Source organism: Streptomyces sp. SUK 48 (assembly GCF_009650765.1).
Classification (GTDB): Bacteria; Actinomycetota; Actinomycetes; order Streptomycetales; family Streptomycetaceae; genus Streptomyces.
Window position 1 is genome coordinate 979,929 of the sequence record NZ_CP045740.1, and the last position, 24,404, is coordinate 1,004,332.

General features: G+C 75.7%; 6 protein-coding genes. 2 read left to right on the plus strand and 4 right to left on the minus strand.

All coding sequences use genetic code 11. The annotated features are described in order from the left end of the window. Nucleotides 1–24: 24 nt before the first annotated feature. Entirely contained in the window at nt 25–930 is a 906-nt protein-coding gene (locus GHR20_RS04265; RefSeq protein ID WP_153812279.1) for an RICIN domain-containing protein, read from the plus strand. A 103-nt stretch (nt 931–1,033) separates the two neighbouring features. Here GHR20_RS04265 and GHR20_RS04270 read toward each other — a convergent pair whose 3' ends face one another. The 4 genes from GHR20_RS04270 to GHR20_RS36690 all read right to left on the minus strand — a co-directional run bounded on the left by GHR20_RS04270 (nt 1,034) and on the right by GHR20_RS36690 (nt 23,539). Beyond that, complete coding sequence (locus GHR20_RS04270) at nt 1,034–15,706, minus strand: hypothetical protein (RefSeq protein ID WP_153812280.1); 14,673 nt, start codon at nt 15,704–15,706, stop codon at nt 1,034–1,036. Beyond that, a complete protein-coding gene (locus tag GHR20_RS04275; RefSeq protein WP_153812281.1) occupies nt 15,595–18,693 on the minus strand; it encodes a hypothetical protein in 3,099 nt (1,032 codons plus the stop codon). Before GHR20_RS04275 ends, GHR20_RS04270 begins: the two co-directional genes overlap by 112 nt. Nucleotides 18,694–18,780: 87 nt before the next feature. Further along, nucleotides 18,781–22,836, minus strand: a complete 4,056-nt coding sequence (gene eccCa / locus GHR20_RS04280; RefSeq protein WP_243877927.1) for a type VII secretion protein EccCa — start codon at nt 22,834–22,836, stop codon at nt 18,781–18,783. A gap of 253 nt (nt 22,837–23,089) precedes the next feature. Further along, nucleotides 23,090–23,539 carry a WXG100 family type VII secretion target gene (locus tag GHR20_RS36690; protein WP_194858807.1) on the minus strand — a complete coding sequence of 150 codons (450 nt, stop codon included), beginning with the start codon at nt 23,537–23,539 and terminating at the stop codon, nt 23,090–23,092. A gap of 171 nt (nt 23,540–23,710) precedes the next feature. On the opposite strand from GHR20_RS36690, the gene GHR20_RS36695 reads away from it, so the two are divergent. After that, nucleotides 23,711–24,340 carry a hypothetical protein gene (locus GHR20_RS36695; RefSeq protein ID WP_187279196.1) on the plus strand — a complete coding sequence of 210 codons (630 nt, stop codon included), beginning with the start codon at nt 23,711–23,713 and terminating at the stop codon, nt 24,338–24,340. Nucleotides 24,341–24,404: the final 64 nt, after the last annotated feature.

Sequence of the window (24,404 nt, forward strand, 5' to 3'; positions counted from 1 at the left end):
TCATCGTTGACTTGGGGACGAGCGTTGAGTGACACGGAACAGGACGACGCGAAGCGACGACAGCGGGCGCGGTTCGTCGACGCGCTGACGAAGACCGCCCAGCAGCCGGGGGACCGCTCCCGGGTGGGCACGAAGGTCGCGGGGGCGGCGGCCGTGCTCGCGCTCGCGGCCGGGGCCACCTTGGGCTTCGGCGCCTGGCGCAGCTACCAGTCCGACCAGAACACGAAGAAGCATCTGGCCGCCGAGGAGGCCGCCCAGCAGCGGCGGATCGTTCCCTCCTCACCCTCCGCGTCGCCTTCGCCGGGCGCGCAGCACAAGGAGAGGAAGAAGCCGGCCGGGCAGCCCCCGGCCGGGGGCGGAGCGGCGGGTCACGACGTGCCTCCGGTGGAGACGAAGCCCTCCCACTCGCCGAAGGCGAAGCCGAGCAAGCCGGCGGGGACGACCGTCGACCGGCTCCTGTCGGCGGGGCACTCCCGCGTGCTGCTCAAGAACGCGAAGAGCGGCATGTGCGCCGACGTCACCGGCTACGACGGAGGCAAGCCCGACGACACCATCATGCAGTACTACTGCGACGGCACGGACAAGGACAACCAGCTGTGGAGCATGGTCGTGCGGGGCGCGGGCAAGGGGCCGGGCGGCTCTGACCTCGTCTCCTTCGTCAACGTCAAGGACGGTCTGTGCCTGGACCTGCCCGGGTACGCGGGGCTGCCGCCCGGCTGGGGCGCCGTCGAGGGGGTCTGCAACACCGCGACCCCCGACAACCAGCAGTGGTGGCTCGACCCGGCGGGCGGCGGCACGGTGCGCATTCGCAACCAGGCGAGCGACAGCCTGTGCCTGGAGGTCAGGGACGACTCCACGGAGCGCGCCGCGCAGCTCCAGCTCGACAAGTGCGGTACGGACGCCGACAGCCGCTGGACCGTGCTGAGCTGAGCGAGGCTACGCCGGGCCGAACGGAGCGGGCGCCGTCGTGAGGGCCCCGGCGGGGAGATCCCCGCCGGGGCCCTTGCGCGTCCCCGCCCCGGGCGGGCCGCGCTCACCTCCCCCGGGAGCCCGGCGTCAGGGTGTCCAGCGGGAAGCCGGAACCGCCCGTCAGCTCGGCGCAGCGGTCGGTGCCCAGGCGCCCGGCCAGGCCCGCCATGCTCTGCCACGCCCGCTGCGCCAGGACGTGGTGCTCCCGCTGTTCCTCCCGCAGGCGGCGCACCTCCCCCGTGACGCCGTCGAGGACGCGCACGGCTTCCTCGTGCTTCTCGACGGCATCACGGTGGGTCTCCCGGACCTCTTCGAGGGCCAGCCGGCGGGACTCCGTGACCTTTTCGGCGTTCGTCAGCTCCTCGTCCAGGCGGCGCAGCGCCCCGGTGAGCCGGTCGACGTCGTCGCGCACCGTCTCCAGCGCGCCTTCCCTGCCGCCGAGCTCGCGCAGTGCCTCGCGCTGGGCCCGCTCGGCCTCGTGCAGGGCGCTGACGGCGGTGTCCGGGACGGGCGTGCCGTCCGGTGACGGGGCGGCGGCCTCCCGCGCCAGGCGCACCCGCTCGTCCGCCGCGTGGAGCTTGTCCGCGGCCTCCTTCACCTGGGCCTCGCGCGTGGTGATGTCCCGCTCGGCCCGGGTCAGCAGGGCGTTCACCTCTCCGTGCCGGGCACGGACGCCGTTCTCGGTGGACCGGGCCTCCTGGTGCGACATCTGCGCCTCCTGCGCGCGCAGCCGCAGCCGTTCCCTCGTGCCCTCGGCCTCCCTGACGTCCCCGCGCAGGCCCTCCAGCCGGGCGTCCAGGGGCTGCCACCGCGCCACGGCCGTCGCCTCGGCGGCGGTCTCGGCGGTGAAGGTGCGGCCGGCCGTGCGCAGTTCCTCCCAGCCCGGCCGGGTGGCGACGGTGACGTCGGCGAGGGAGCCGTCGGCGTCGAGCGGCCAGAACCGCAGCCCGGTGGCGCCGCGCACGGCCAGTTCCACACGGCGGTGGGCGATCTCGGCGACGCGGGTGCCCACGTAGAGGGCGCGGGCGAGGACGGCGCCGTCCGGGTCGTCGCCGAGGTCCACCCACAGCTGTACGTCGTCCGGCTCCGGGGAGAGGCCGGAGGCGAGTACGCGCGGCAGTTCGGTGACCGGTTCGCGGCGCCAGGCGTGGGGATCGGCCGCGTCGTACGCCGGGGCGGCGACGGACGCCTCGCGGGGGGCGGTGGGCGCGCCACGCCGTTCGCGCAACAGCGCGGCCATGTCGTATGCCCAGGGCTGGGACGGCGTGGTGACGACGCCGTAGCCGAGCAGGTCGCGTTCCCCGGCCCGCACGGTGACGCTCCCCGTGACGTAGCGGTCGCCTTCGGGTCCGCTGACGGTGACGACCACGTCGGCGTGCGCGAGGTGCGTGTAGGTGTCGCCCTCGGAAGTGGTACCGGTCTTGACGCGCTGCTGGCCGCCGGTGGTCACGTTGCTGTCGGTGCTCCGGGTGACGGGCTGCCCCGAGAGCAGGGGCTGGCTGCCGCCCGCCACGTGGTCGTTGCGCCGGGTGGCGCTGAACGCGAAGCGCTGGCCGAGTTCGAGGCCCCGGCTGCTGCTCGCGGTGCTCACGTCGACCCGCGTGCGTGTCCTGGCGCTGTCCGCGGCGATGTCCGAGGTGCCCGGCGCGAAGGGGCGGGGGGCGTACACGCTCACCTGGAGCGAGACGCGTGAGCCGTTCTCGCTCAGGACGGGCCAGCTGCCGGGCATCCGGGGGTGGAGACCGGCAGCCGTACCCGGCGCGGTGAGGGCCGCGCCGCGTCCGGCGTGGGCGAGTTCGGTCAGGCGCGCGTCGGCCGCGTCCGGGTTGCGGTCGGCCATCAGGCCCCAGTGCCCCTCGACGCCGGGCGAGACGGTGCGGATCGCCTCGGCCAGTTCCGGGAAGCCGTTGAAGTGGCTGAGCGGGGTGGTGCCGGTGGGCACGAAGCGGGGATGGACCCGCAAGGGGCGCCCGTCCTCAGCCCCTTCCGCGCCGGCCGGCACCAGGCGCGGGTCCTGCTCGCTCACGCGCGGGCGCAGCGGGGTCCACTCGGCGGTGGCCCGCGCCGCCCGTTCCTCGGCGGCGTGGGCGAGGGTGTCCGCCGCCGCGAAGCGCAGTGCCACGTCGGCGGGAACGGTGACCTGCTGGACGGGTACCCCGTGGAGGAAGCCGTCCAGGGCGGCCCGGAGCACGGAGCGCTCGCCCCGGTTCGCCACCGCCGTCAGCCCCCGGCCGAGGAGACCGCCGAGCAGGTCGAACACGTCCGCCGGGATGAGGGCGGTGCGCACCGAGGCGGTGAGGCGGTAGCCGACGCGGTCGAAGTCCGCGACGCTGTCGGTGCGCTGCCAGAAGCGCTCGTCGGCGGTGCGGTCCGAGCGCCGGGTCAGGGCGTGGGAGCGGCTCGCGGAGGGCAGTGCCGACCAGCGGTCCGTGTAGCCGGCCGGGCCCCCGCGCGGGGCGCGCAGCCCGAGGTCGAGCAGGCCCGTGACGACGCGCGAGACGGTGTCGCTCTCGATCCTGTTCGCGGGCGCGTGCGTGGACTGCTGCTCGACGCCGGTCTTCTCCGCGCCGGGACGCCCCTGGACGCGGCGCAGGGCCGGGGTCTGGGCCTCGGTCTCGGCGTGCAGTGTCAGCTCGACGAGGCGGGCGTCGGTCCGGGCCCCGTAGCGGAACCACAGGCTGACGGAGCCGCGCGCCACGAGGGCGCGCAGTCCCGGCGAGGCGGTGAGGTCCGCGATGCGGGAGGCGACGCCCGGCAGATGCGCGATGTGGCCGGGCCGGGTGACGCCGGGGGCGACGCGCTCCACGAGCCGGATCGCTTCCCGTCCCATGCGGTCGCGGCGCGGCCTGCGGGTGATCGCGTCGTCGAGTTGCGTGACGGCGAGGACGGCGCCGAAGCCCGGGGTCCGGGTGCGGGCGAAGTCGTCGGGCAGCGACACCGTTTCGGTCGGTGCGGCCGGGACGGTCACTCCCTCGATGCCGGCGAACCAGCGCGCCTCGCGCAGGAGTTGCGTCGGGGAGAGCCGGAACTGCACTGCGCCCGGTATGTCGATGGCGAGCGTGATGTCCTGCGCGCTGCCGAGGCCGACGGCGTTGCCCAGGACGTTGGCCGTGCCGCGCCGGACGGTGAGCAGCAGGGTGAGGTCCGCCGTGACGAGGTGCTGGTCGGCTCCTTCCGTGCCCCCGCGGGTGGTGGCGCTGGTCGCCGCGACGTCGTCGAAGTGCTCGCCGCGGTGTGCGCGCGAGAGCGTGCCGGCCACGTTGCCCTGGATGATCCGGGCCACCGTGCCCTGCGGGGTCGGGCGGGGGGCGCCGCGCAGGGCGGTCACCTCGAAGGTGCCGGTGGTGGCGCTGCCCCGGGTGCGCCGCGTGGCCGCGAGGTCCGTGGCGTTGACGTCGCTCTGGCCCGAGACGGGGAACGTGGCCGCCACCGAGGGGTGGTGGAGGTAGCCCTCCACGTCGACGGCGAGGTGCCGGTCGGCGCCGAGTCCGGGCAGGACGATCCCCTCGGCGGTGTAGACGCCGTTGAGGATCTGGTGGGCGCGCGCGAGGAGACTCGCGACGCGGAGCTGCTGGTAGGCGCTCTGGTTGGCGAAGGCACCCCGGTCGCGCGGGTCCTGCCCGGCGAGGTGCGCGCCGGCCGACGAGACGAACGGCAGGACGGCGGCCCCGCGCGCGACGGCACCGGCGACGCGGCCGAAGGTGCCGGAGTCGGGCCGCCCCGGGTACGTCCCCGCGGCGACGAGACGCAGCGCCTCCTGGATCGCCTCGGAACCCCGGAAGATGTCGGGGGTGGCGTCGTCGGGGAGCCGGGTGACGCCGGGCAGCGGACTGCCCTCGGCGTCGACGAGGCCGAGCCGGGTGCGGTCGTTGTCCTGTCCGGGGCCGGTACGCGGCGCGCGGATCGTGTACGCGGGCACCTCCGGCACCTCGCGCGGTCCGGCCGGGGCCTCCGTGCCGGTGCCGGTCTCCGCGGGCCGGGGGGTGCCCGGCTCCGTGCGGTGGTGCGAGACGGCGAGGCGAACGGTCGCGGGCGCGGTGCCGGGCGGCGCCTGGGGCGGCCGGGGAGCGACCGCTTCCTCGGTGCCGGGCCGCTCGCGCGGGGTCTCCTCGGTGCCTTCGACGCGGATGGGTTCGGTGCGGGTGCGTTCGGTGCGGGTGGGTTCGGCGCGGGTGGTCCCGGTGCCCTCGGTGCCGTCCGCGCGGGTGGTTCCCGTGCGCGGTGCGGTGTCCGCGCGCGGCGGGAGGTCGCGGAGCCGGGTGGTCTCCGTGCCCGGCACGACGTCGAGGCCCGGTGTGTCCTCCTCGGTGGCCGTACCGGCGGCGATCCGCCCGCCGGGCGCGGTCCCTGTCTCGGGCTGCGGCGGCGCGGGCGGCTCGGCGAAGCGGGCCACCGGCTCCGGCGACGTGCCCTCGTAGAGGTCGAGCGCGACGCGGGCGGGCACGGCGAAGATCTCCGTGCCCTCGCTGGAGTTGGCCAGGGCCTGTTCGGTCGCCACGGCGGAGCCACCGGTGGCGGCCTGGGTCCACGTGCGGTTCAGGACGCCGTCGGCGCCGTAGTCCACCGCCCAGTTGTCCGCCGGCTGGCGGGGACCGCCGCCGAATCCGGCGCCGGCGCCGAGCACGGTGGAGCGCTCACGCGTGCCGCGTGCCTCGTGCGAGCCGGTCGCGGCCGTGCCGATGTCCGGCAGCCGCAGCTCGTGGCGGGCGGCCGGCGCCCCCGTCTCCCCGGCGCGCGGCACGCGGTCCCGGGTGACGCTCAGGCGCAGTTCGGCGCGGGTGGTGCCGGTCAGCGTGGGCAGTTCGAGCCACAGCGGGCGCCCGCCCTCGACTCCGTCCGGCAGCGCGGCGGCGCGGCCGATGGCGGAACGCAGTTGCTCGAAGCGCTGGAGGTTGGCCAGCTGGGCACGGGCGAGCCGCTCCTGGAACCGCCCCTCCCACACCCGGTGTTCCAGCGGCGGCAGGTAGCGGAGCTCCCGCAGCCGCGTCTCGGCACGGTCGAAGATCTCGTCCACGCCGTCGAGGGCGAGCGGCACGGCCGTGTAGCCGATGGCGGCAAGGCTGTCGAGGTGCGGCGGCAGAGCGCGCAGTTCCTCGTCCGTGGGGGCGGCTCCCGCGGCGGTGTCCTGCGGCAGCAGCCGGAGCTGGACGCTCTCCTCGCCGCGTACGACGCGGACGGGACCCTGCGTCCCGCCGCCCGCGCGCAGGAAGCTGAACTCGTAGGTGACGGCGGCCGGGGCCAGCAACTGCCCGCTGGAGGTGGTGAGTCCGTGCATCAGCCCGGCCTTGGAGCCGGTGGCGAGCGTGTCGCCCGACTGCCAGGAGCCGAGGAACTTGGCGTACACCCGGCCGCCCCACCGGTCGGCCGCGCCGGGGTGCCCGGCCGCCGTGCTCGCGGTGAAGCCGGGGGCCACGTTGACGGAGAGTCCCGCGCCGCTGACGACACGCGCCGTGCGGTCGGTGCCGGTGCTGTGCGTGAACCGGATCTCGAGGGACTTGGCCCCGTCGGCCGTCCGGGCGGTCGGCTCGCCGGGCGTGACGACGGCGCGCACACGGACGAGGCCCAGGGCCGTGCCCCGGTCGTCGGTGAGGAGCGGGGACATGACGCCTCGGTCGCGCTGGAGGTGCAGCGAGCCCCGGTTCATCTGCTCGTCGAGGAAGCCCTCCAGCGCCTGGCGTGATTCCTCGCCGAGGTCACGCAGCCCGGGAAGCTCCGGGTGGTCGAGCACCTGCGCGGGACGCACATCGGTGTCGAGGACGTCCTCGACACCCCACAGCGGGAAGGTGTCGAGCCCCGCGGCGCGCGGCAGCGTCACCGCGGTGCCCTCCGCGCCGATCCGGTTCCCCGGGAACCAGAGGTACATCGGGCCGTGGACGCGTTCGTCGCCCCAGCCCTCGGCGCTGTCCGCGTCGGCGTCCACGCGGACCTGCCAGACGCCGTCGAAGCGCACGGCGCCCGCGTCGTCGCCCGCGCGCTGGAGGACCTTGACCGAAAGGCTCTCGCTGAGGCCGACGTTGAGCGTGCGCTGGCGCAGAGTCACGCTCGGCGCCACCGTGACGGCGACCCAGCGCACCGGGCCCGCCAACGGCTCGGGCAGTGCGACGTAGGGCAGCGTGACGGTGCGCGAAGTGCCGGACCCTTGCGTCGAGGTGAGGGCCTGGACGCCCTCGCTCTGCCGCTCCAGGCGGCGGGTACGCGGCAGGTTCCGGGTGATGCCCGTGCGCAGGTCGGGGCCCGGCGCGGTGAGGCGCATCCGTACGTCCACCGTGTGCGCGACGTCCCCGACGCGCACCGTGAGGCGGTGGCCCCGGCGGCCACGGACCTGCGGAAGGTTCTCGGCGATCTCGGCGGAGCCCAGCGCCTCCGCCAGGTCGGCACGGACCTCCTCCCGCGTGCTGCCGGGCTCGAGCCGCAGCGCGGTCATGATCTGCTCGCGCAGTCCGTCCAGCACCTCGGCGGAGGGCAGTTCCCACGCCACGAAGCCCACGGAACCGTCGTGGCGCGTGCCATAGGCGTGGATGTACGGCGAGAAGGCGGGCAGCGTCGTCCCGGTGGTCTCGGGGGTGGCGGGCGGCTCCGTGGTCTCCAGGGTGGTGACCTCTTCGCGGGGCGGCCGCACGGTTCCCGTCTCCCCGGTGGTGACCTCCTCGCGGGGACGCACGACGGTCTCCGTCCCCGTCGCGGTGGCCGCCTCGCGGGGAGGAACACCGGTCCCGCTCGGGGTGGTCCGCTCGCGGGCCCGGACCGCCCCGGTCTCCCTCGCAGTGGTCTCCTCCGGGTGCGGGGCGGGCGTGGTCCCGGCCGGGCGCCGGCTCTCGGGCACCGGGCGGGTCTCGATGCCGAAGAAGGTCTCCGGCGCCGTCCGCGCGGGCGGGTGCGCCGTCGTCGCGGCGGGGCGCACGGCGGGCGGGTGCGGGGTCGTCCGTTCCGTCCCGCGGGTGGCGCCCGCCGCTTCCGTGGCGGACCACGGCGAGGTGTGCGGGGCGGGGTCCGGGCTGTGCAGCAGTACGGCCTCGCGCCCTTCGCGCGGGCCGGCCGCCCAGGTCCGGCCGTCCGGCAGGACGACAGTGAGGCGGAGCCCCAGCACGGGAGCGGCGACGGCGAGCGCCAGCCACTCGGAGGAGGCGGGCCCCTCGCCCGACCGCACCCCGGCGACGAGGGCGTCCGGCCCGGCCTCGGGGAGCAGCGGGACGCCGGGCCGGGGGCCGTCGGCCGGCAGCGCGAGCGTGCGCCGGTCCTCGGGCAGGGCGAGGTCGGCGGCGAGCGCCTGCGCGAACCGTTCGCGCAACTCGGCGGGGGTGGCGGGCCGTTCGCCTCGCGCGAGCGCCGCCGTCTCGGCCGGGGCGACGGCGGTCAGCAGGTGCGCCAGCGTGTCGCCGATGGGCATGATGTGCACGGGTGCGAGGCCGCGCTCCGCCAGGTAGGCGTCCGGTGTCGCCCGCGCGGGGGCCTCCCGGACGGCGGGGGCCTCCCGCACGGGGACGGGACGCTCGTCCGCCGGGACCGGTGCGCGGGTGGCCGGCGCCGTCTCGGGGAGTGTGTCCTCCAGTGGTGCCGTCTCCGTCCCGGCGCCCCGCTCCGCTTCCGGGGCGGAGCGGGTCTCCGCTGCCTCGTGCTCCTCGGCGCGGCGGCTCATCTCCTCGACCATGCGCACGATGTCGGCGACACGGTCGCTGCCCGCCGGTGCTTCCCGCGTCGGAGCCGGGGGCGTGGGCGGGGCGAGCAGGACGTCGGAGGTGCCCGGCGCGGCGCGCTCGGGGACCGGGGGTGCCTGCCGGACCTCGCCGCCCTGACGCGGGGCGGGCAGGCCCAGCGTCCCGGCGCCGGCGGCGTGGAGCATCCGGTGCAGCGTCCCGGCCGTCACCGGGCCGGGCTCGGCGCCGGACTGCCGCGCCGAGGCGTGGGTGAGGTCTTCGAGTTCCTGCCAGGTGAGCGGTTCGGCCCCCTGCGACAGGCGCTGCCGCTCCAGCGCGCCGAAGCCGGCGAGGAGAGCGTGGAACTCCTCCTGACGGTCGGGGCGCGTGTCGATGTCGAAGCCGTGGACGAGACGCAGTGCGCGCACCCAGCGCAGCACACGGCTGGTGCGCCGCGCCGTGTCCGCCGGGAGCCCGGCGAGGTCCGCGAGCGCGCCGAGACGCCGCCCGTCCGGCTCGGGCAGGAACTGGTACCACCTGTACCGGGGCCGGGCCGGGTCGTCGGTCTTGACGACGCGCGCGGGGTACCCGTCGTGCGCCTCCTCGATGGCGACGGTGGCGTCCGAGGCGAGCACGGGGTGCCCGGTCTGGTTGGCGACTTCCTGCGCCGCCGCCGGGCGCGCGAGCGGGTCGGCGCCGGGTCGCACCATGGCGATCTCGCACCACAGGAGCCACAACGGCACGTCCGGCGCGAGGCGTTGGACGCTGGGCCGCCGCGCGAGCACACCGCCGAGTTCGCGCGGCGGGACGGCGTGGTTGGCGTCGGTGCTGTGGCGGGGCACGACGATGCGGCCGCGCTCGCCGTGCCCGATGGACACGTACGCGCCGCCGAGGCCGCGCGGCAGCAGGAGCAGGGGACCCGAGGCGCCGCGGGTGAGGCCGGGGACGGGCTCCAGGTCGTCGTAGTAGTAGAGCATGTCGGAGACTTGGCGCAACGCCTCCTCGCGGCGGGCGACGTCGCCCTCGTCGAGGTGCGCGCGGCCGGTCAGCTCGCGCCCGTCCGAGGTGACGATCGGGTACGAGCGCACGTCCTCGTCGGTGAACGTCGTACCGTCGCCGGCCTGGATGGTCGGGCCGGGGGCGGGGACGAGGCCGGGGTCGGCGGGGACCCAGAGGCCGACGGGGACGGTCTCGCCGTCCGCGACGGGCGGGAAGGCGAAGGCGCGGACCCCGTCCCCGACGGGCTGGAGCCGGTAGGGGCGGGTGACGCCCCACGCGCGGGTGCGGGCCGCGTCCGCGACGAGCCGGGTCAGGACCTCCGAGGTGTCGCCCGTGCGGGGACCGACGCCCACCACGACGGCGGCCTGCGGGTCGCGCTGCGGGTCGGCGGCGACGAGCGCGGCGAACTCGTCCTCGTCGAGCGGGATCGTGTCGCCGTTGCCGAGCGCCACCAGGACGCCGCCGCTCTCCTCGTCGCGCTCAGCGACGACGACGTGCCCGCGGGTCCCGGTCCAGGGGCCGGGGGCGGCGTGCAGGCGGTCGTCGTCCCGCGGTGCGAGGACGTGGCTCGCGTCCAGCGTGAGCCCCGGGTGGCCGGTGAGGTTGCGGCCGAGGAAGGCGCCGTGGGCGTCGGTGAGCACCGAGCCGGGCCCGAGAGCCCCCATGCGCCCCACGCGGTAGGCGACGAGCGAGGGGAGGTCGCCCGCCCACCCGGCCCGGGAGGCGCTGGAGACCGTCTGCAACGCCTCCATGCGCCGCTGCGGGTCGATCCGCTGCTCCGGGTCCACGCGCAGGACGCGCCGGGCGACCGTGTCGAAGTCGAAGGGGGTGCCGGTGAAGCGCGGGGTGGCCTGGTGGGCGCCGACGAGCGTGTGCAGCGCGGTGTAGAGGTGCGGGAACTGGCCGCTCCGCTCGACGCCTTCGCCGAAGGCGCGGCGCAGCACCCCGACCATGCGGGGATCGATGGCGGGCCGCGCGGCGGAGCCGTCCCCCGCGGGCGGGGCGAGGTGCCGCACGGTGCTCCCGGCAGCGGTGTGCGGCACGAGGGGGTGGGGCTCGGCAACGGGGGCGACGGGGGCGGGCGCCGGCTCCGGCGCCTCCTCCACGCGGGCCCAGAAGGCGCGGAAGGCGGTGAGGGTGAGCGGGTTGACGAAGCCGTCGTGTCCGGCGGGGCGTCCGGAGCCGTAGAGGCGCCGGAGGAGGGGCAGGAGCGCGGGGTCGTGCTGTTCGACCCAGTCGGCGCCGTTGTTGCGGCGCGATCCGGAGAGTTCGTCGATTCCGGCATTGGCCGCGTGGTAGGCGGTGGTGAGCTGGGCGAAGTACTCGTGCCGGTCGGAGGAGGAGTAGTTGGGGAAGGCGCCGTCGGGCCAGTGAACGGTCTCGCCGGCGGCCTCGGCGGCGCGCTTGGCGTCGTAGACGTCCTTGATCCACTGCCGGTCGGCCGCGTCCAGGACGGACTCGACGGCGTGCGCCCACTCGTGGCGTGCGCTGGAGTAGCCGTCCGCGTACGTGCCCGCGCCGTGGACCGCGGCGGGCTCGCCGAGCAGGTTCTCCTCCGGCACGCCCGCGCGCCCGCGGGCGTAGCCGCCGCGCGCCGCGCTCAGCGAGCGGCCGGGGGCGCCCTGGAGGCCGTGGAAGGCGTCGAGGTCGGTGAACGGGACGTCGCGGGGTACGACGAGGAGCTGACGGCCCGTGGTGAGCAGGGCCTCGGCCACGTCGGCGTCGGCGGTCATCTCCCCGACCAGGCGCTGCGCCTCGGCACGCGCCTCCACCGGGTCGTGGACGCCGTCGGGCACCACGACCAGCCATTCGGCGGCCAGTTCCCGGAACCCGTCGTCGCCCAGCGTCGCGCGCATCTCACGGACGAGCGAGGGATCGGCGACGAGCCGGGCGCGCTCGCCCGGTGCGAGGGCCGCGACCCGCGCGGCACGCTCCCGCGCGCTCATGCCGGGCAGAGCGTCGGCGAGCGCGGCGAGCGCCGGGGACAGCCGCGTCGCGGACAGCGGCTCGGCAGACGGCACGGAGCCGGGGCGCGGGGCCTCGACGGTGGCCGCGCGCGGCCGGTCGAGTACGGGCGCCGGGGGCGCGGAGTGGAGGGCGGGGCCGCCCACCGGCGGCAGACCGCGCATCGCGCGCGCCTCGTTGTAGGTCTTGCGTGACACCTCGGCGAGCGCGTCCGACTGGGTGATGACATCGTCGTCGCGTGAATCGGCAGGCGCGTACGAACGCACCTCCACCCGCACGGCCGCCGGCACGATACGTGGACGCCCCGCTGCGTCGGGGTTGCTGTCCAGCTCCTCGAAGTCGGAGCGGACCTCCAGCGCCTCGTACTGGCGGACGACGCGCGCGGGCTGCTCCCGGAGCAGGTTGTCCAGGTACTCCCCGACCGTGGGCGGCTGCCCGAGCCCGATGTCCCGCAACGGCTGCGCCAGCGGATCAGCCGAAAGGCCCAGGGCGGCGGCCGTCTCCTGGGCCAGGACGTCCGCCTGGTCCGCCAGGAAGGCGCGCGGCGCCACGCCGAGCGAGGCACGGACGGCGCCGAGCGAATCGCGCGAGGTGGCCGCCGCCCAGTCCTTGGCGTGGTTCGTCCTGGGGAAGCGGCCCCGGAAAGCCGCCGCCACCTGGACGTGCCCCAGGGTGAGAGCGCCCACGAGGTCCGGCAGGTCGGACTCCGTGACATGCGCCTCGTACTCGGGGTTCGCCGCCAGCCAGTCGGCGAAGCGCCGGCCGCCCGCCTCACCGCGGACGAGCGCCTGCCGGCCGTCCTCGTGCGCGGCCGTCAGCGCGGGACCGGCCGCCGGACGCATGTGCCCGAGCACGTGCGCCAGCAACTTCGTGTAGCCGGCGACCGGCACGGCCACCGTGTGATGCACCAGGATCTGCGAGGAAGGGTGCTCCTGGAGCCACAGCTCCTCGGCGTCCATGTCGACGCGGTAGCCGCGTGCTTCGGGGAAGATCGCCGGGAAACGGGCGGTGCCGGGCGCGTTCGCGATCCGGTACAGAGCGTCCCGGAAGGCGGTCTCCACCGCCTCCGGCTCGGCGCGCCCGTCGTCCTCGCCGTGCACCAGGGAACGAGTCGGGCGCGAGACGATCTCCAGGACGGCGTGCTCACCCACGTGGTCGATGGTGATGTCGAGCAGGCCATCGACACTCACCAGTGTGTCGAGCGTCCGGTCGTCCACATCGCGGGGCACGACCACGCGCATGAGGTGGACCTCGGCCTCGAAGCCGCGCGCCGGAGCGAAGCCCTCGACCTCGACCCGGTGCTCGGGCACCGGCAGCAGCGGCCTGGAACTGGCCCGCCCCAGGTCACGCGGCCGGCGGCGCTGGGCGGGCGCGGGCCTGGCCGTCGCGGGCGCCGGCTCCGCCCCCCGCTCCTCGATGGCCCGCGTGAGACGCCTGATCGCGTCGTCGCGGGAACTCCTGCCGCTCTTCGTCGCCTGCCACGACGTGATCTTGCTTATCACCCGGTCACGCAACACCGCTTCCTCCGCACCGCCCCAGCCCTCGGCGAGCCGGCGAACCGCGCGGTCCACCGACTGAAGGAGCTCGGAACGACGCGAGCTGCCCGAACTCTCCAGCCACTCCCGGATGATTCGAGGCGGCCGGCCGGAGGCGGAGGACTGCCCGGGCGCGTGCGGGGCGAGACGCACCGGCTCCTCGGTGCCGCCTCCGTCGACCCGCTCGGGGGACGTCCCCGCGGGCGTGGACGCTGTGGGCGGGTGCGCCGTGGGCGTGGGCGGAACGGGCGCGGGGACCGGCTCGTCCGTGGCGGGGCCGGGCCTGGCCGGCGCGGAGTCCGGCGCGCCGACGGGCTCGGTGTCGGCGGGTGCCGGCCCGTTCGTCGCCGGCCGCTGTTCCGCCGGTTCGGAGGTGTGCCGGGCGGGCGCGGTCGTCGCGGGAGCGACAGGGGCGGGCTTGACGGTCCCCGCGGTGGGTTCGTCCACCTCGGGTGCGGGCCTGACGTTCACCTCGGGCGCGGGCCTGACGTTCACTTCGGGTGCGGGCCTGACATCCGCCTCGGGTGCGGGCCTGACCGCGGTGGGAGCCGCATCGTCCGCCCCGGGCGCCGACTTGATTCCGGCAGGGGACGAATCGCCCACCTCACGCGTCGGTTCGACCGCCGCGGACGCGGCGTCATCCTCTCCACGCGTCGCCTGGGCGCCGGGGAGGGTTCGGGTCTCGTCAGAGGTCGCCCGCGCGGGGGTGTGCTCCTCGACGGCGGAGTGGTCGCGGGGAGGGGCTTCCTCCACCGGCACGGCGGTGTTCCGCGTACCGGCGTCCTTCTCGCCCGTCGTCGCGGGGAGCGGCGTGTGCGTCTCCTCCTCGGTGGTTTTCGCCGCCGCGATCTCCTCGACGCGCTGATCGAAACGCTCACGGAAACGGGACACGTCACCACCGGGACCCCACGCCCGCTCCGCATGCCTCGCCCAGCCGGCCGCCTCCTTCGACGTCATGTCATGGCTCTCGCCATAACGCCGTACGAGATCACCCCACTCCTCAGGAGTGCGGTCGGCCACCCGGCGGTCGATCGCCCGGTCCAGCAAACGACCCGCCACGCCGTCCTCGACGCGCTTCCACCCCGGCTCGTCGTCCTCCATCCGCGCCTCGCGATAGGCGGAGCCAAAACGCGCCGCCTCCTTCGCGTCGAGACCCTGCCCACGCGCGTACCGCTCCATCGCCCTGCCCCACGCGTCCGGCGACATCTCCGCGATCCGCTCACGCTGCCCCTCGTCGGCGACGGGCTTGCGGACCGGCTCGGCAGCGGGGGCCTTCTCCGCCTCCGAGGCGGGGGTCCTCTCCTCGTACACCCGGTCGCGGGTACGACCGTGGACACCCTGGTCATCCTTCAGGATGCCCTGCTCCCGCAGGACTCCCTCGTAGACGTCGTGCCCGGACGGCAGCGCCGACCCGCCCTCCGTCCCCACAGGCTTCACCGGCTGCGACGCGGGGACGCCCTCGGCAGGCGCCGGGGCCTCCTTGACGGGAGCCGGAGCCTTCGGCTCGTCCTTCACCGGACGCGGCGTCTCCTCCCGCGCACCCTCGTCCCGCTTCGCCCCGATCTCCTCGATGCGCTGATCGAAGCGCTCACGGAAACGAGCGACGTCCCCACCGGGACCCCACGCCCGCTCCGCGTGCTTCGCCCAGCCGGCGGCCTCCTTCGACGTCATGTCATGGCTCTCGCCGTAACGCCGGACAAGATCACCCCACTCCGCCGGGGTACGGTTCGCCACCCGCTGCGCGATCTGCCGGTCCAGGGTCCCCTGATCGCGCGGTACGCCCTCGTGGACCTCGGATCCGGACGGCACCGCCGACGGGTCCTTGACCGGGCGGGGCGCGGGCGCCGGGGTGCCGTCGCCGTCGCCCCTCGGCACCGGGGCGGACGACGTGTCGTCGTGGTCCCGGACGGGTGGCGCCACGTCGGAGGACTCGCCGCCCCTGACCGGGGCGGGGCCACTCTCACGGGCCGGAGCGGGAGGAGGAGTCCGCGTGTCCGCGCCCTGGTTCCCGTGGATCTCGTCCCACAGGCCGTCGCGCTTCTGGTTGTTGAGCGAGTCCAGCCAGTTGGGGACGGACGAGCGCTCGGGCTCGGCGAACGTCACCTGGACGTTCCCGGAGCGTTCGGGCACGAGGTCGTCGTCGCCCGTGAACCGCCGCGAGCCGTCGCCGTGCTCGTCCTGGTCCTCGCCGCCACGCTCCGTGCGTCGGTCGCGGCCGGCGTCGTCCCAGCGGCCGTCACGCCTGGTCCGGTCCCCGTGTCCGCCGTCCTTGCCGCCGCGCGCGTCGTCCTCGCCGTCGCCGAAACCGGTACGCGTGGTACGCGCACCACCGCCACCCCGGCCCGCACCCGCGTCGCCCGAGCCGCCCGAGCGCGAGCCACCGGGAGCCGCGCCGCCCTCACGGCCACCGCCTCCGTGACCGTCAGCGGGCTCCGGAACCACCGACGCGGACGTGTCGTCCCGGGACTGAGAGCCGGTCACCCGCTGGTCGTTCAGCTGCTGCTCGCGGCGCGCGTCGCCGACGGCATCGAACCAGGCCCCGGCCGCCCTGCTCTCGGCCGCGGAATCCCCAGTGGCCCGCGCCCGCACCCAGTCATCGTGCAACTCCCGGGTCCTGCCCGCCGACAGCCCGCTGCCCCGAGCGTCCTCCCACATCGCGTCCAGGCGGCGACGGCTCCACCCAGGACTCTCCCTGAGCGGAGAGGCACCGAGACTCTCCTCCCCCGATCCCGAACCGTCCCCACGGCCCGCGCCTTCGCCACCACGCCCGGCGCGACCCTCGCCCGCACCCTCGCCACCACGCCCGGCGTGGCCCTCGCCCTCACCGTCGCCGAAACCGGTACGCCCGGTACGCGCACCACCGCCACCGCCACTCCGGCCCGCACCCGCGTCGCCCGAGCGCGAGCCACCGGGAGCCGCGCCCTCATGGGCACCGCCCCCGGCCCCCGACCGTCAGCGGGCTCCGGAACCGCCGACGCGGACGTGTCGTGCCGCGCCTGGGACCCGGTCACCCGCTGGTCGTTCAGCTGCTGCTCGCGGCGCGCGTCGCCCAGGGCATCGAACCAGGCGGAAGCGGCCTTGTTCTCGGCCGCCTTGTCCCCGGAGATCCTGGCGTCCACCCAGTCGTCGTACAGCGCACGCGTTCGGCCTTCCGGCAGACCGCTGTCCTGGGCGTCCTCCCACATCCGGTCCACGCGCCGCCGGCTCCAACCGGGGCTCTCCCGCAGCGGAGCGGCACCGGTGCCGTCCGCCTCGTCCTGACGAGTGCCCCAGCTGTGTTTGTCCTTCTCCGGAAGGGGCTTGCCCGCGCGGCTCTCGCCCTCGGAGCCGGTTGCCTTCCCGTTCCCCTTCGCGCCGTCGCCGTCCGCTCCCGGCCCGCGCCGGTCGCCACGGGCCGGCGGCGGAGCCGAGTGCGTCTCCCGGCCGTCACCGGCACGGGACGTGCCGGGGCCGGGCCGCTCGCCGGCCGGAGGCTGCTGCGTCCGCCCGTCCGAGTCGGGACGGTGCGCGGGCGCAGGCGCGGCGGGCTGGTCGCCGGACACCGGGCGGGAGGCACGCGGGGTGCCGTCGTGCGAACCCGCGTCGTCCGTGGCGCGGGGGCCGCCGCCCGGTGCGGAGGAGCCCGGGCGCTCGCCACCGGTGCCGCCGGGCTGTCGCGCCGGGTCGCCCGTCACCGCGTGGTCGCCGCCGCGATCCGCCGGGGGCCGCGTGACGTGCTCCGAGCCGCCGCCCGTGCGGCCGTCCTCGGCCGGGTTGCCGTGCGCGGGCGGCTTCGGGGCGCCCTGGTCGCCGGTGCGCTCGGAGTGGCCGCCCGTGGGCGGGCGTTGGGTGACACGGCTCGTGTCGTCGCCGTGGCTGCTCGTTCCGTCGGGCCGGTTGCCGGGGCGCTCGGACCCGGGCGGCGGCACGGTGCCGCGCGTGTCCCCGTCGCGCCCGCCGGTGCGCGGCAGCGGGCCGTTGCCCTCGCCCCGCTCCCCGCGCGCGGGCGGGGGCGTGTCGCCGTGCGTCACCGGGGTGGAATGCGAGCCCGGGTCGCGGGTGGGCTGCGGGGTCACCGCGTCGCCGCGTACGGGCGTCTTCGACCCGCCGTCGCTCCCCGGCCGTTCGCCGCCCGGCGCCGGCCTGGCGGGCTCCGGCGCCGGCGGCGCCGTGCGCGAACCCTGGTCCCCGACCGGCGGCTTGGAGACGGGGGCGTCGCCGCGCGCGCCGTCGTCCCGCGTGCGATCGCCGCCGGGGACCCGCGTGACCTCGTTCTGTGTGCGGTCGCCGCCGGGGAGACCGGGCGCCGGCCTGCCCGGCTCGCGGGCCGGGGGCGCGGACTGCGGCCTGCCCTGTTCGGAGGCGGGCGGCGGCACCGTGCGCGAGCCCTGGTCGCGGCCGCCCGTGCCGGAGCCGTCGCCGCGCGGGGTCGTGTGGTCGGTGCTGCGGTCGCCCGGGGCGGGACGGGGCGGGGTCCCGCCGCTGGTCGCCCCGTCCGGCTTGCCCTGCCGGGGGGTGGTGACCGGCGGGGGCGTGGCACGCGCGCCGTCGCCGCCGGAGCGGTCGCCCGGGGAGTACGAGCCTTCCTGTGACTCGGTCCGAGTGGTGAACGGGGCGGGCGCGCCCGTGGTGCGCTGGTTCCCGGAGCCCTCGCCGCGCGACGCGGGGGGCGGGGGCATCCCGACGTCGTGCGGGCGGTTGCCGGTGGCCGGGCCGCTGCTCGTGGGGGTGGAGTCGCCCACGGAGACGCCGCCCTTGACCGGCGGCGCGGTCCTGCCGGAGCCGTCCGGCACGGAGTCGTTGCCGCCGCGCCTGCTCTGCGTGGGCGGGGGTGTGAAGGGGTTGTCCTTGCCGCCGCCGGGTACCGTCGTGAAGCCGCCCGTGTGGTCGGTCTTGGGGACCGGCGGGGTCTTCACCGGCGGGCTCCCCTTCGGTATGCCGCCGGGCGAGCCGGGCTTCGGCACGCCGTGGTAGCCGCCGAAGCCCCCGGCGATCGCTCCGAAGCCGCCGCCGATGCCGAGGGTCAGGGCCTCGGCGTTCCAGTCGATGTCGTAGTCCGTGTGCGCGATCGCGGCACCCAGGGCGCCGACGCCCAGGTCGAAGGCGAGACCGGACGCGGAGCCGATCACGGCGCCGCCGATCGAGCCGACGACGGCGCTGCCGATCGGGCCGAGCCGTCCCGCCATCGTGGCGATGACCGGGATCAGCCGGGCGATGAGCTGTCCGATCATGGCGAGCACGCCTTCGAGGAGCGGGCCCAGGTAGAAGAAGACCGCGCCGAGGAGGGCGCCGAGGATGTCCGCCCACATCATCGCGTTGAGCTTCTTCGCGTACTCCTCGGCCGCCTCGTGGAGCTTGTCCGCGTACCGGTTGATCGTCTGGCCCACGGTCCAGGCGGTCTCGATCGCGTCGTCCAGGTTCTTGGCGGTCGCGTCCGTCCAGGCGCGCCGGGCCGCGTCGCCCGCCGCACCCTTCCACTCCATGCCGGACACGTCCGAGTTGACCGCGACCCGGCGCTCGTGGAGTTCGTCCCCGAGCGTGATCCAGGCGTTGCCCAGGGCGTAGATGTCCTCGATCTTGATCGTGTTGAGTACGGAATCCGCGGAAGCCATGGGAGCGCCCTCCTCGGGCGTACTGCTGGTGTTCGGACGTGGGGGCGGGAGCGCTCGCGGGGCCGGTGGGGCCCCGCGAGCGGGTGGTCAGGAGCGGGCGACGGCGGTTTCGTGCGGGGGCGTGCCGCCGTCGCGGCGCGCGGCACCCCCGGACTGCCCGGCTTCGTCGCGCTCGTCGCGTTCGTCACGCTCGTCGCGCTCGTCGCGCTCGTCGAGGGCGATCTGTACGACCGTCGGTTCGCGGTCGCGGCGCACGAGGATGCCGCGCCCCGGGTCGGCGCGCCGGGCGCGCTGGTCGCCGAGGAGGACGCCCTCGCGGTGGTCCCCGGACAGGACGAGGCCGCTCGTGCCGTTCTCCTTGAGCTTGCTCAGCAGGGAGTCGGAGAGCAGGGCGCGCCCGGCGCCGCCGACCCGGCGGGCGAGGACGAGGTGGAAGCCCAGCTCCTCGGCCTGCGGGATGAACGGGGCGAGCACTGCGAGCGGGCCCTGCCCCATGCCTCCGGCGGCCAGGTCGTAGTCGTCCGCGACGAGGTACAGCTCGGGTCCCTGCCACCAGCTGCGGTCCGCGAGTTCGGCGGCCGTGACATTCGGCGGGGGCATCCGGGTGCGCAGGGTCTCGGCGAGAGCCTGCGCCTGGCCGGCGACGAGGTCGGCGTTGCCGCCGCGTGCGCCGATGTACTCGGGCGGGACGACGTCCAGGAGGCTGTGCCGGTAGTCGACGACCATGAAGCGCGCCTCCTTCGCGGAGTAGCGGTCGGCGAGCCCGCGCATCCAGGCGCGCAGGAAGGCGGTCTTGCCGGAGCCGGAGTCGCCGAGGACGACGAAGTGCGGTGCGCCGGAGGTGAGGTCGAGGCCGACCGGGGTCAGATCGGACTCGCGCAGCCCGACGGGCACCTCGCGTTCGCTCAGGCGGGGACCGTGGCCCTCCCAGCGGTCGGCCGGCGCGGGCACGCCGGCGGTGGCCAGTTCGCGCACGGTGACGCGGCGGGGCAGGACGCGCAGCGCGGGGGCCGCGGGCCGCTTCCAGGCGGCGGCGATCGCGGTGACGAGGGCACGCTCGGCCTCGGCGAGCCCTTCGGCCGAGTCCACGCCGTCGAGACGGGGAAGCGCCACATGGTGGGCGAGGCCGGGCGGCAGGATGCCGCGTCCGGGCAGGCCCTGGGCGATGCCGCGGGCGGCCTGGCGGTTGATCTCGGACTCGGTGGGGTCGTTGAGGCGCAGTTCGAGGCGGCCGGGGATGCTGTCGCGCAGCCCGACGCGTATCTCGGCCCAGCGGTTGGCGGTGAGCCACAGGTGGACGCCGACGCCGAGCCCGCGCGCGGCGATGTCGGTGAGCGCGGTGACCGCGTCGTCCTCGGCGGCGTGCAGGGCCGCCCAGTTGTCGACGACGAGGACGACGTCGGCGCCGCGCACGCCGTCGGGGAGGTCGCCGGCGAGGCGGCGGGCGCGCAGCTCGGCGGCGGACTGGATGCGCAGCTCGCGGAACATCGTCTCGCGGGCGCTGATCAGGCGGCCGACCTCGGCGAGGACCCGGCGCACGCGTTCCTCGTCGCGGCGTCCGGCGATGCCCGCGACGTGCGGGGCGTCGGCGAGCCCGTGGAGGGTGCCGCCGCCCATGTCGATGGCGTAGAACTGCACTTCGTCGGGTGTGTGGGTGAGCATCGCGCTGAGCATCGCGGTGCGCAGGAAGGTGGACTTGCCACTCTGCGGGGCGCCGACGAGGGCGATGTGTCCCTGGCGTCCGGTGAGGTCGATGCCGATGGGGCGCTGTTCCTGCCGGGCCGGTACGTCGATGACGCCGGCGGGGAACTTGAGCGTGCCCGGCAGCGGCCACAGCGGCCCGACGAGACCGCGTTCGGGGTCCTCCTCCGGTTCACCGAGCAGCGGCAGGAGGCCGAAGTGCGCGGGCAGCGGCGGCAGCCACACCCGGTGGCCGGGGGTGTCCTCGCCGAGCAGGCGCTCGACGGCGAGGGCGAGTTCCGTCGTGGTGCCCTTGCCGGTCCACTCCCAGTCCGGCTTCTCCTCCCGGGGCGCGAGCGGGGCCAGCTCGCCGTGGACGGCGAAGGGGAGCGGGGCGAGGGCGGCGGCCGGCGCCTCCGGGTCGTGGCCGTGGTAGGGCGCGGAGACATGGGCGACGCGGAAGCGCTCGTAGACCGTCTCGTCGACCTTGAGGTAGGCGGAGCCGGGGATGGCGGGGAGGCTGTAGGCGTCGGGGGTGCCGAGGACGGCGCGAGACTCGGCGGCGCTGAAGGTGCGCAGCCCGATGCGGTAGGACAGGTGCGATTCGAGGCCGCGCAGGCGGCCCTCCTCCAGGCGCTGCGTGGCCAGCAGCAGGTGGATGCCCAGCGAGCGGCCCACCCGGCCGATCTGTACGAAGAGGTCGATGAAATCGGGCCGCTGGGAGAGGAGTTCGCCGAACTCGTCGACGACGACGAGCAGGTGCGGCAGGGGTTCGAGCCCGCGGCCCTCGGAGTCGGTGCCGCCGGCTTCGCGGCGCAGCTGGTACTCGCGCACGGAGTCGGCGTTGCCCGCCTCGCGCAGCATTCGCTGGCGGCGCTGCTGTTCGCCCTGAAGGGCCTGGCGCATCCGGTCGACGAGGGCGAGGTCGTCGGCGAGGTTGGTGATGAGGCCGGAGACGTGCGGGAGTTCGGTGACCCCGGCGAAGGTCGCGCCGCCCTTGAAGTCGACGAGGACGAAGGCGAGGTGTTCGGGCGAGTGGGTGAGGGCGAGCCCGGTGACCAGGGTGCGCAGCAGTTCGCTCTTGCCGGAGCCGGTGGCACCGACGACGAGGCCGTGCGGCCCGATGCCGCCCTGCGCCGATTCCTTGAGGTCGAGGACGAGCGGCTGGCCGGTGCCGGTGACGCCGATGGGGACGCTGAGCAGTTCCCGGTCGTCGGGGGCGCGGCGGCGCTCGCCCGGGTCGAAGGATGCGATGTCGGCGATGCCGAGCATCCCGGAGAGCGAGACATGCTCGGAGAGGACCTGCTCGCGTTCGCCGGAGAGCTGGAGCGGGGCCAGGGCTCGGGCCGCGGCCTCCAGGACGCCGGGGGCGACGGCGTCGGCGGTGGCCTTCTCGACGCTCGCGTGCAGGGCGGGGTCGCGGCTCTCCAGGACGAGGCCGCCGCGCGCGTCGGTGCGCGCGCGCACGTCGACGCGGCCCGGCTCCGAGCGCTCCTCGTCCACGAGGCAGACGAGGTGCAGGCCGATGTCGGGGCCGGCCTCGGTGAGCAGGTCGTTCAGGAGCGGGGAGCGGGCCCAGGCGGCTTCGGGCTCGTAGTCGTCGAGGAAGACGACGAGGTGCCGGCGGGCGGCGCCACCGCGCTGGGTGAGCAGCCGGTTGCCGCGCTCGGCGCGCGCTTGGAGCGCCTGGTCGAGGAGGGCGCGGAGGTGGTCGTGGAGGCCGGTGAGGTCGTCGGCGAGCATCGGCACGATCTCCTGCTCGCGCGGGGGGCCGTCCTGCTCGGCGGGCTGGGCGTGCGGCAGCCACTTGGCCCAGTCCCAGGCGGCGTGGCCGCCGGTGACGACGGCGACCCGCACGTCGTCCGGGGCGTGCAGCGTGGAGAGCTGGAGCAGCAGGGCCTGGGCGAGTTCACGGCCCTTGGCACGGGGCCCGAGGACGCTGATGACGCCGGAGTTGCCGAGGTCGAGCCAGGCCGCCTGGTCCTCGACGGCGGAGTGCTGTTCGACGAGTTCGGCGGCGGCGTGGCGGCATGTGGTGTCGAGCTCGACGGTGGGGTCGCTCTGCTCGTGCAGGCGCAGCGGGGCGAGGGGCGGCACGGTGCCGGTGCCCACGCGCAGACGCAGGAAGTCGTCGTCGCCGGGGCGGCGTTCCCACACCCGGCGGCGGCGCGTGGCCAGCGCCCAGAGGCGGTCGGGGTGCGGGTGGCGCCAGGCATCGGCGGCACGCTGCTCGGCGCGCGTGTGCAGGGCCTGCTTGCGCATCCCGGCGAGGTATTCCAGGTACCGGTCGCGCTGGCGGAACTGGTTGCGGCGGCGGTTGCCGCGCAGTTGCATCCGCACGCCGATGGTGATGCCGACGGAGACCACGACGAAGGCCATGCCGAGCAGGATCATCCAGGCCCGCCCGTAGGCGACCATGTACGCCGCCATGCTGACGCTGGAGAGCAGCGGGAGCAGGAGCATGAGCCAGCTCGCCGCGCCCTGCGGCTGGGGGCGTTGGGGCGGGGCGGCGAGCGTCGTCCCGCCGTGCGGGGCGGGGGCGGCGTCATCCGGACGGGACGGTGGAAGGGGGTTCGACTCACGGTGGCTGCCTAGCGGGCTGTCGTCGGACGGAGCGGGGCACGGGTGCGGCGGGACGCCGGGGCGCGCGGTGGCGCGACGGGGGCTGGTGCGCCGCGGCCGGGGGCCGGGCGTGCTCCCGGCACGGGCGCGGGGCTCAGCCGGGGAAGGTCATGGTGATGGCCGTCTTGTTGGTGTCGGTCTCCTCGCCGGGCGGCTTGTCCTTGGGGTGGTCGTCAGAACTGCCGCCGGCGGTGAGCGCGTCGTGGAACTTGTCGAAGCCGCTCTTGATGCCGTTCTCGACGAGGGAGTAGTTGTGCTCGGCGTCCGAGACGCCGCCGGCGAGCACCGGCAGGACGGCGGGGGTGTTCTCGTCCTTGAGGCCGAACAGCTCGCGCATCACGCGGTTCCACTCGTCCATGACGGCCTGGGCTTCGGAGGCCGCCTTGCCCTCCCAGCGCAGGCGCAGACCGAAGATGCGGTCGCCGATGGCCCGGGTGGTGTCCGCGACCTCCTTGCTCAGCTCGACCAGATTCTTCGCCGAGGACGCCACCCCCTGCGGGGAGACTTGGAGGGAGGAGGAGTCGTAGTCGACCTCACCGGCCATGACGCGCCTTTCCGGCGAAACGCGGTGCGGCGCACGGGACTTGTTCCCGCGCGCGGTACCGCTCTCGCCCTGACAATTAAACACATAAGTGATAAACCTGGCAGGGTTCTTCAGAGCAGGTCCCCGGCCACCCCAGCACCGCGGTGGTGCCGGGCAGACGAGGGAGTGAGCATGAGCGGCGCCATAGAGTCCAAGTACGACACGACGCCTCTGCCCGAGCCCGACACGTCGGACGGCGACGGTTCGGAGAAGAGCGCCGACAACGGCAAGGACCTCAGCGGCCTCGTCCCGGAGGACAAGGTCGCCTGGACGACCGCGCCCTCCTTCAACAAGGACCCGCAGGACATCGGCGGCGGCGGGGACAACGCGGACAAGAAGGACCCGGGGCCGCCCGCCGGTGACTTCAGCGTGGGCCTCTCCTCGCTGCGCACCGCCGAGGCGTCCATGCTCGTCGAGGCGCGCGCGATGGTCGACGAGTACGAGAAGGTGCGCGCGCACGTCGCCTCCGCCAAGGACACCGTCTTCGGGCAGACCGCGAAGGACAAGGCCGACAACGGGGAGGGGCACACGAGCCTGGCCAGCGGCTACAAGCCCCCGGCCGAGGACTCCGACAACCCGTTCGCCCCGGCGGCCCGCGAGTTCGCGGCCGAGATGAACCCGGCGATGGAGCGCGCGCTGCTCCAGGTCGGCTCGGCGCTGGAGAAGTTCGGCGAGTACATCGCCCTGGTCAACCACTCCGGGCAGGTCTACGGGCACGCCGACCGCGAGTCGCGCTTCCCGCCTCCGCCCGGCAAGGCGTGAGCCCCGCGTCCCCGCCGTCCCGCCCCGAGCGGGGCGGCCGGGACGCCGGCGGGAGAGCGCGCCG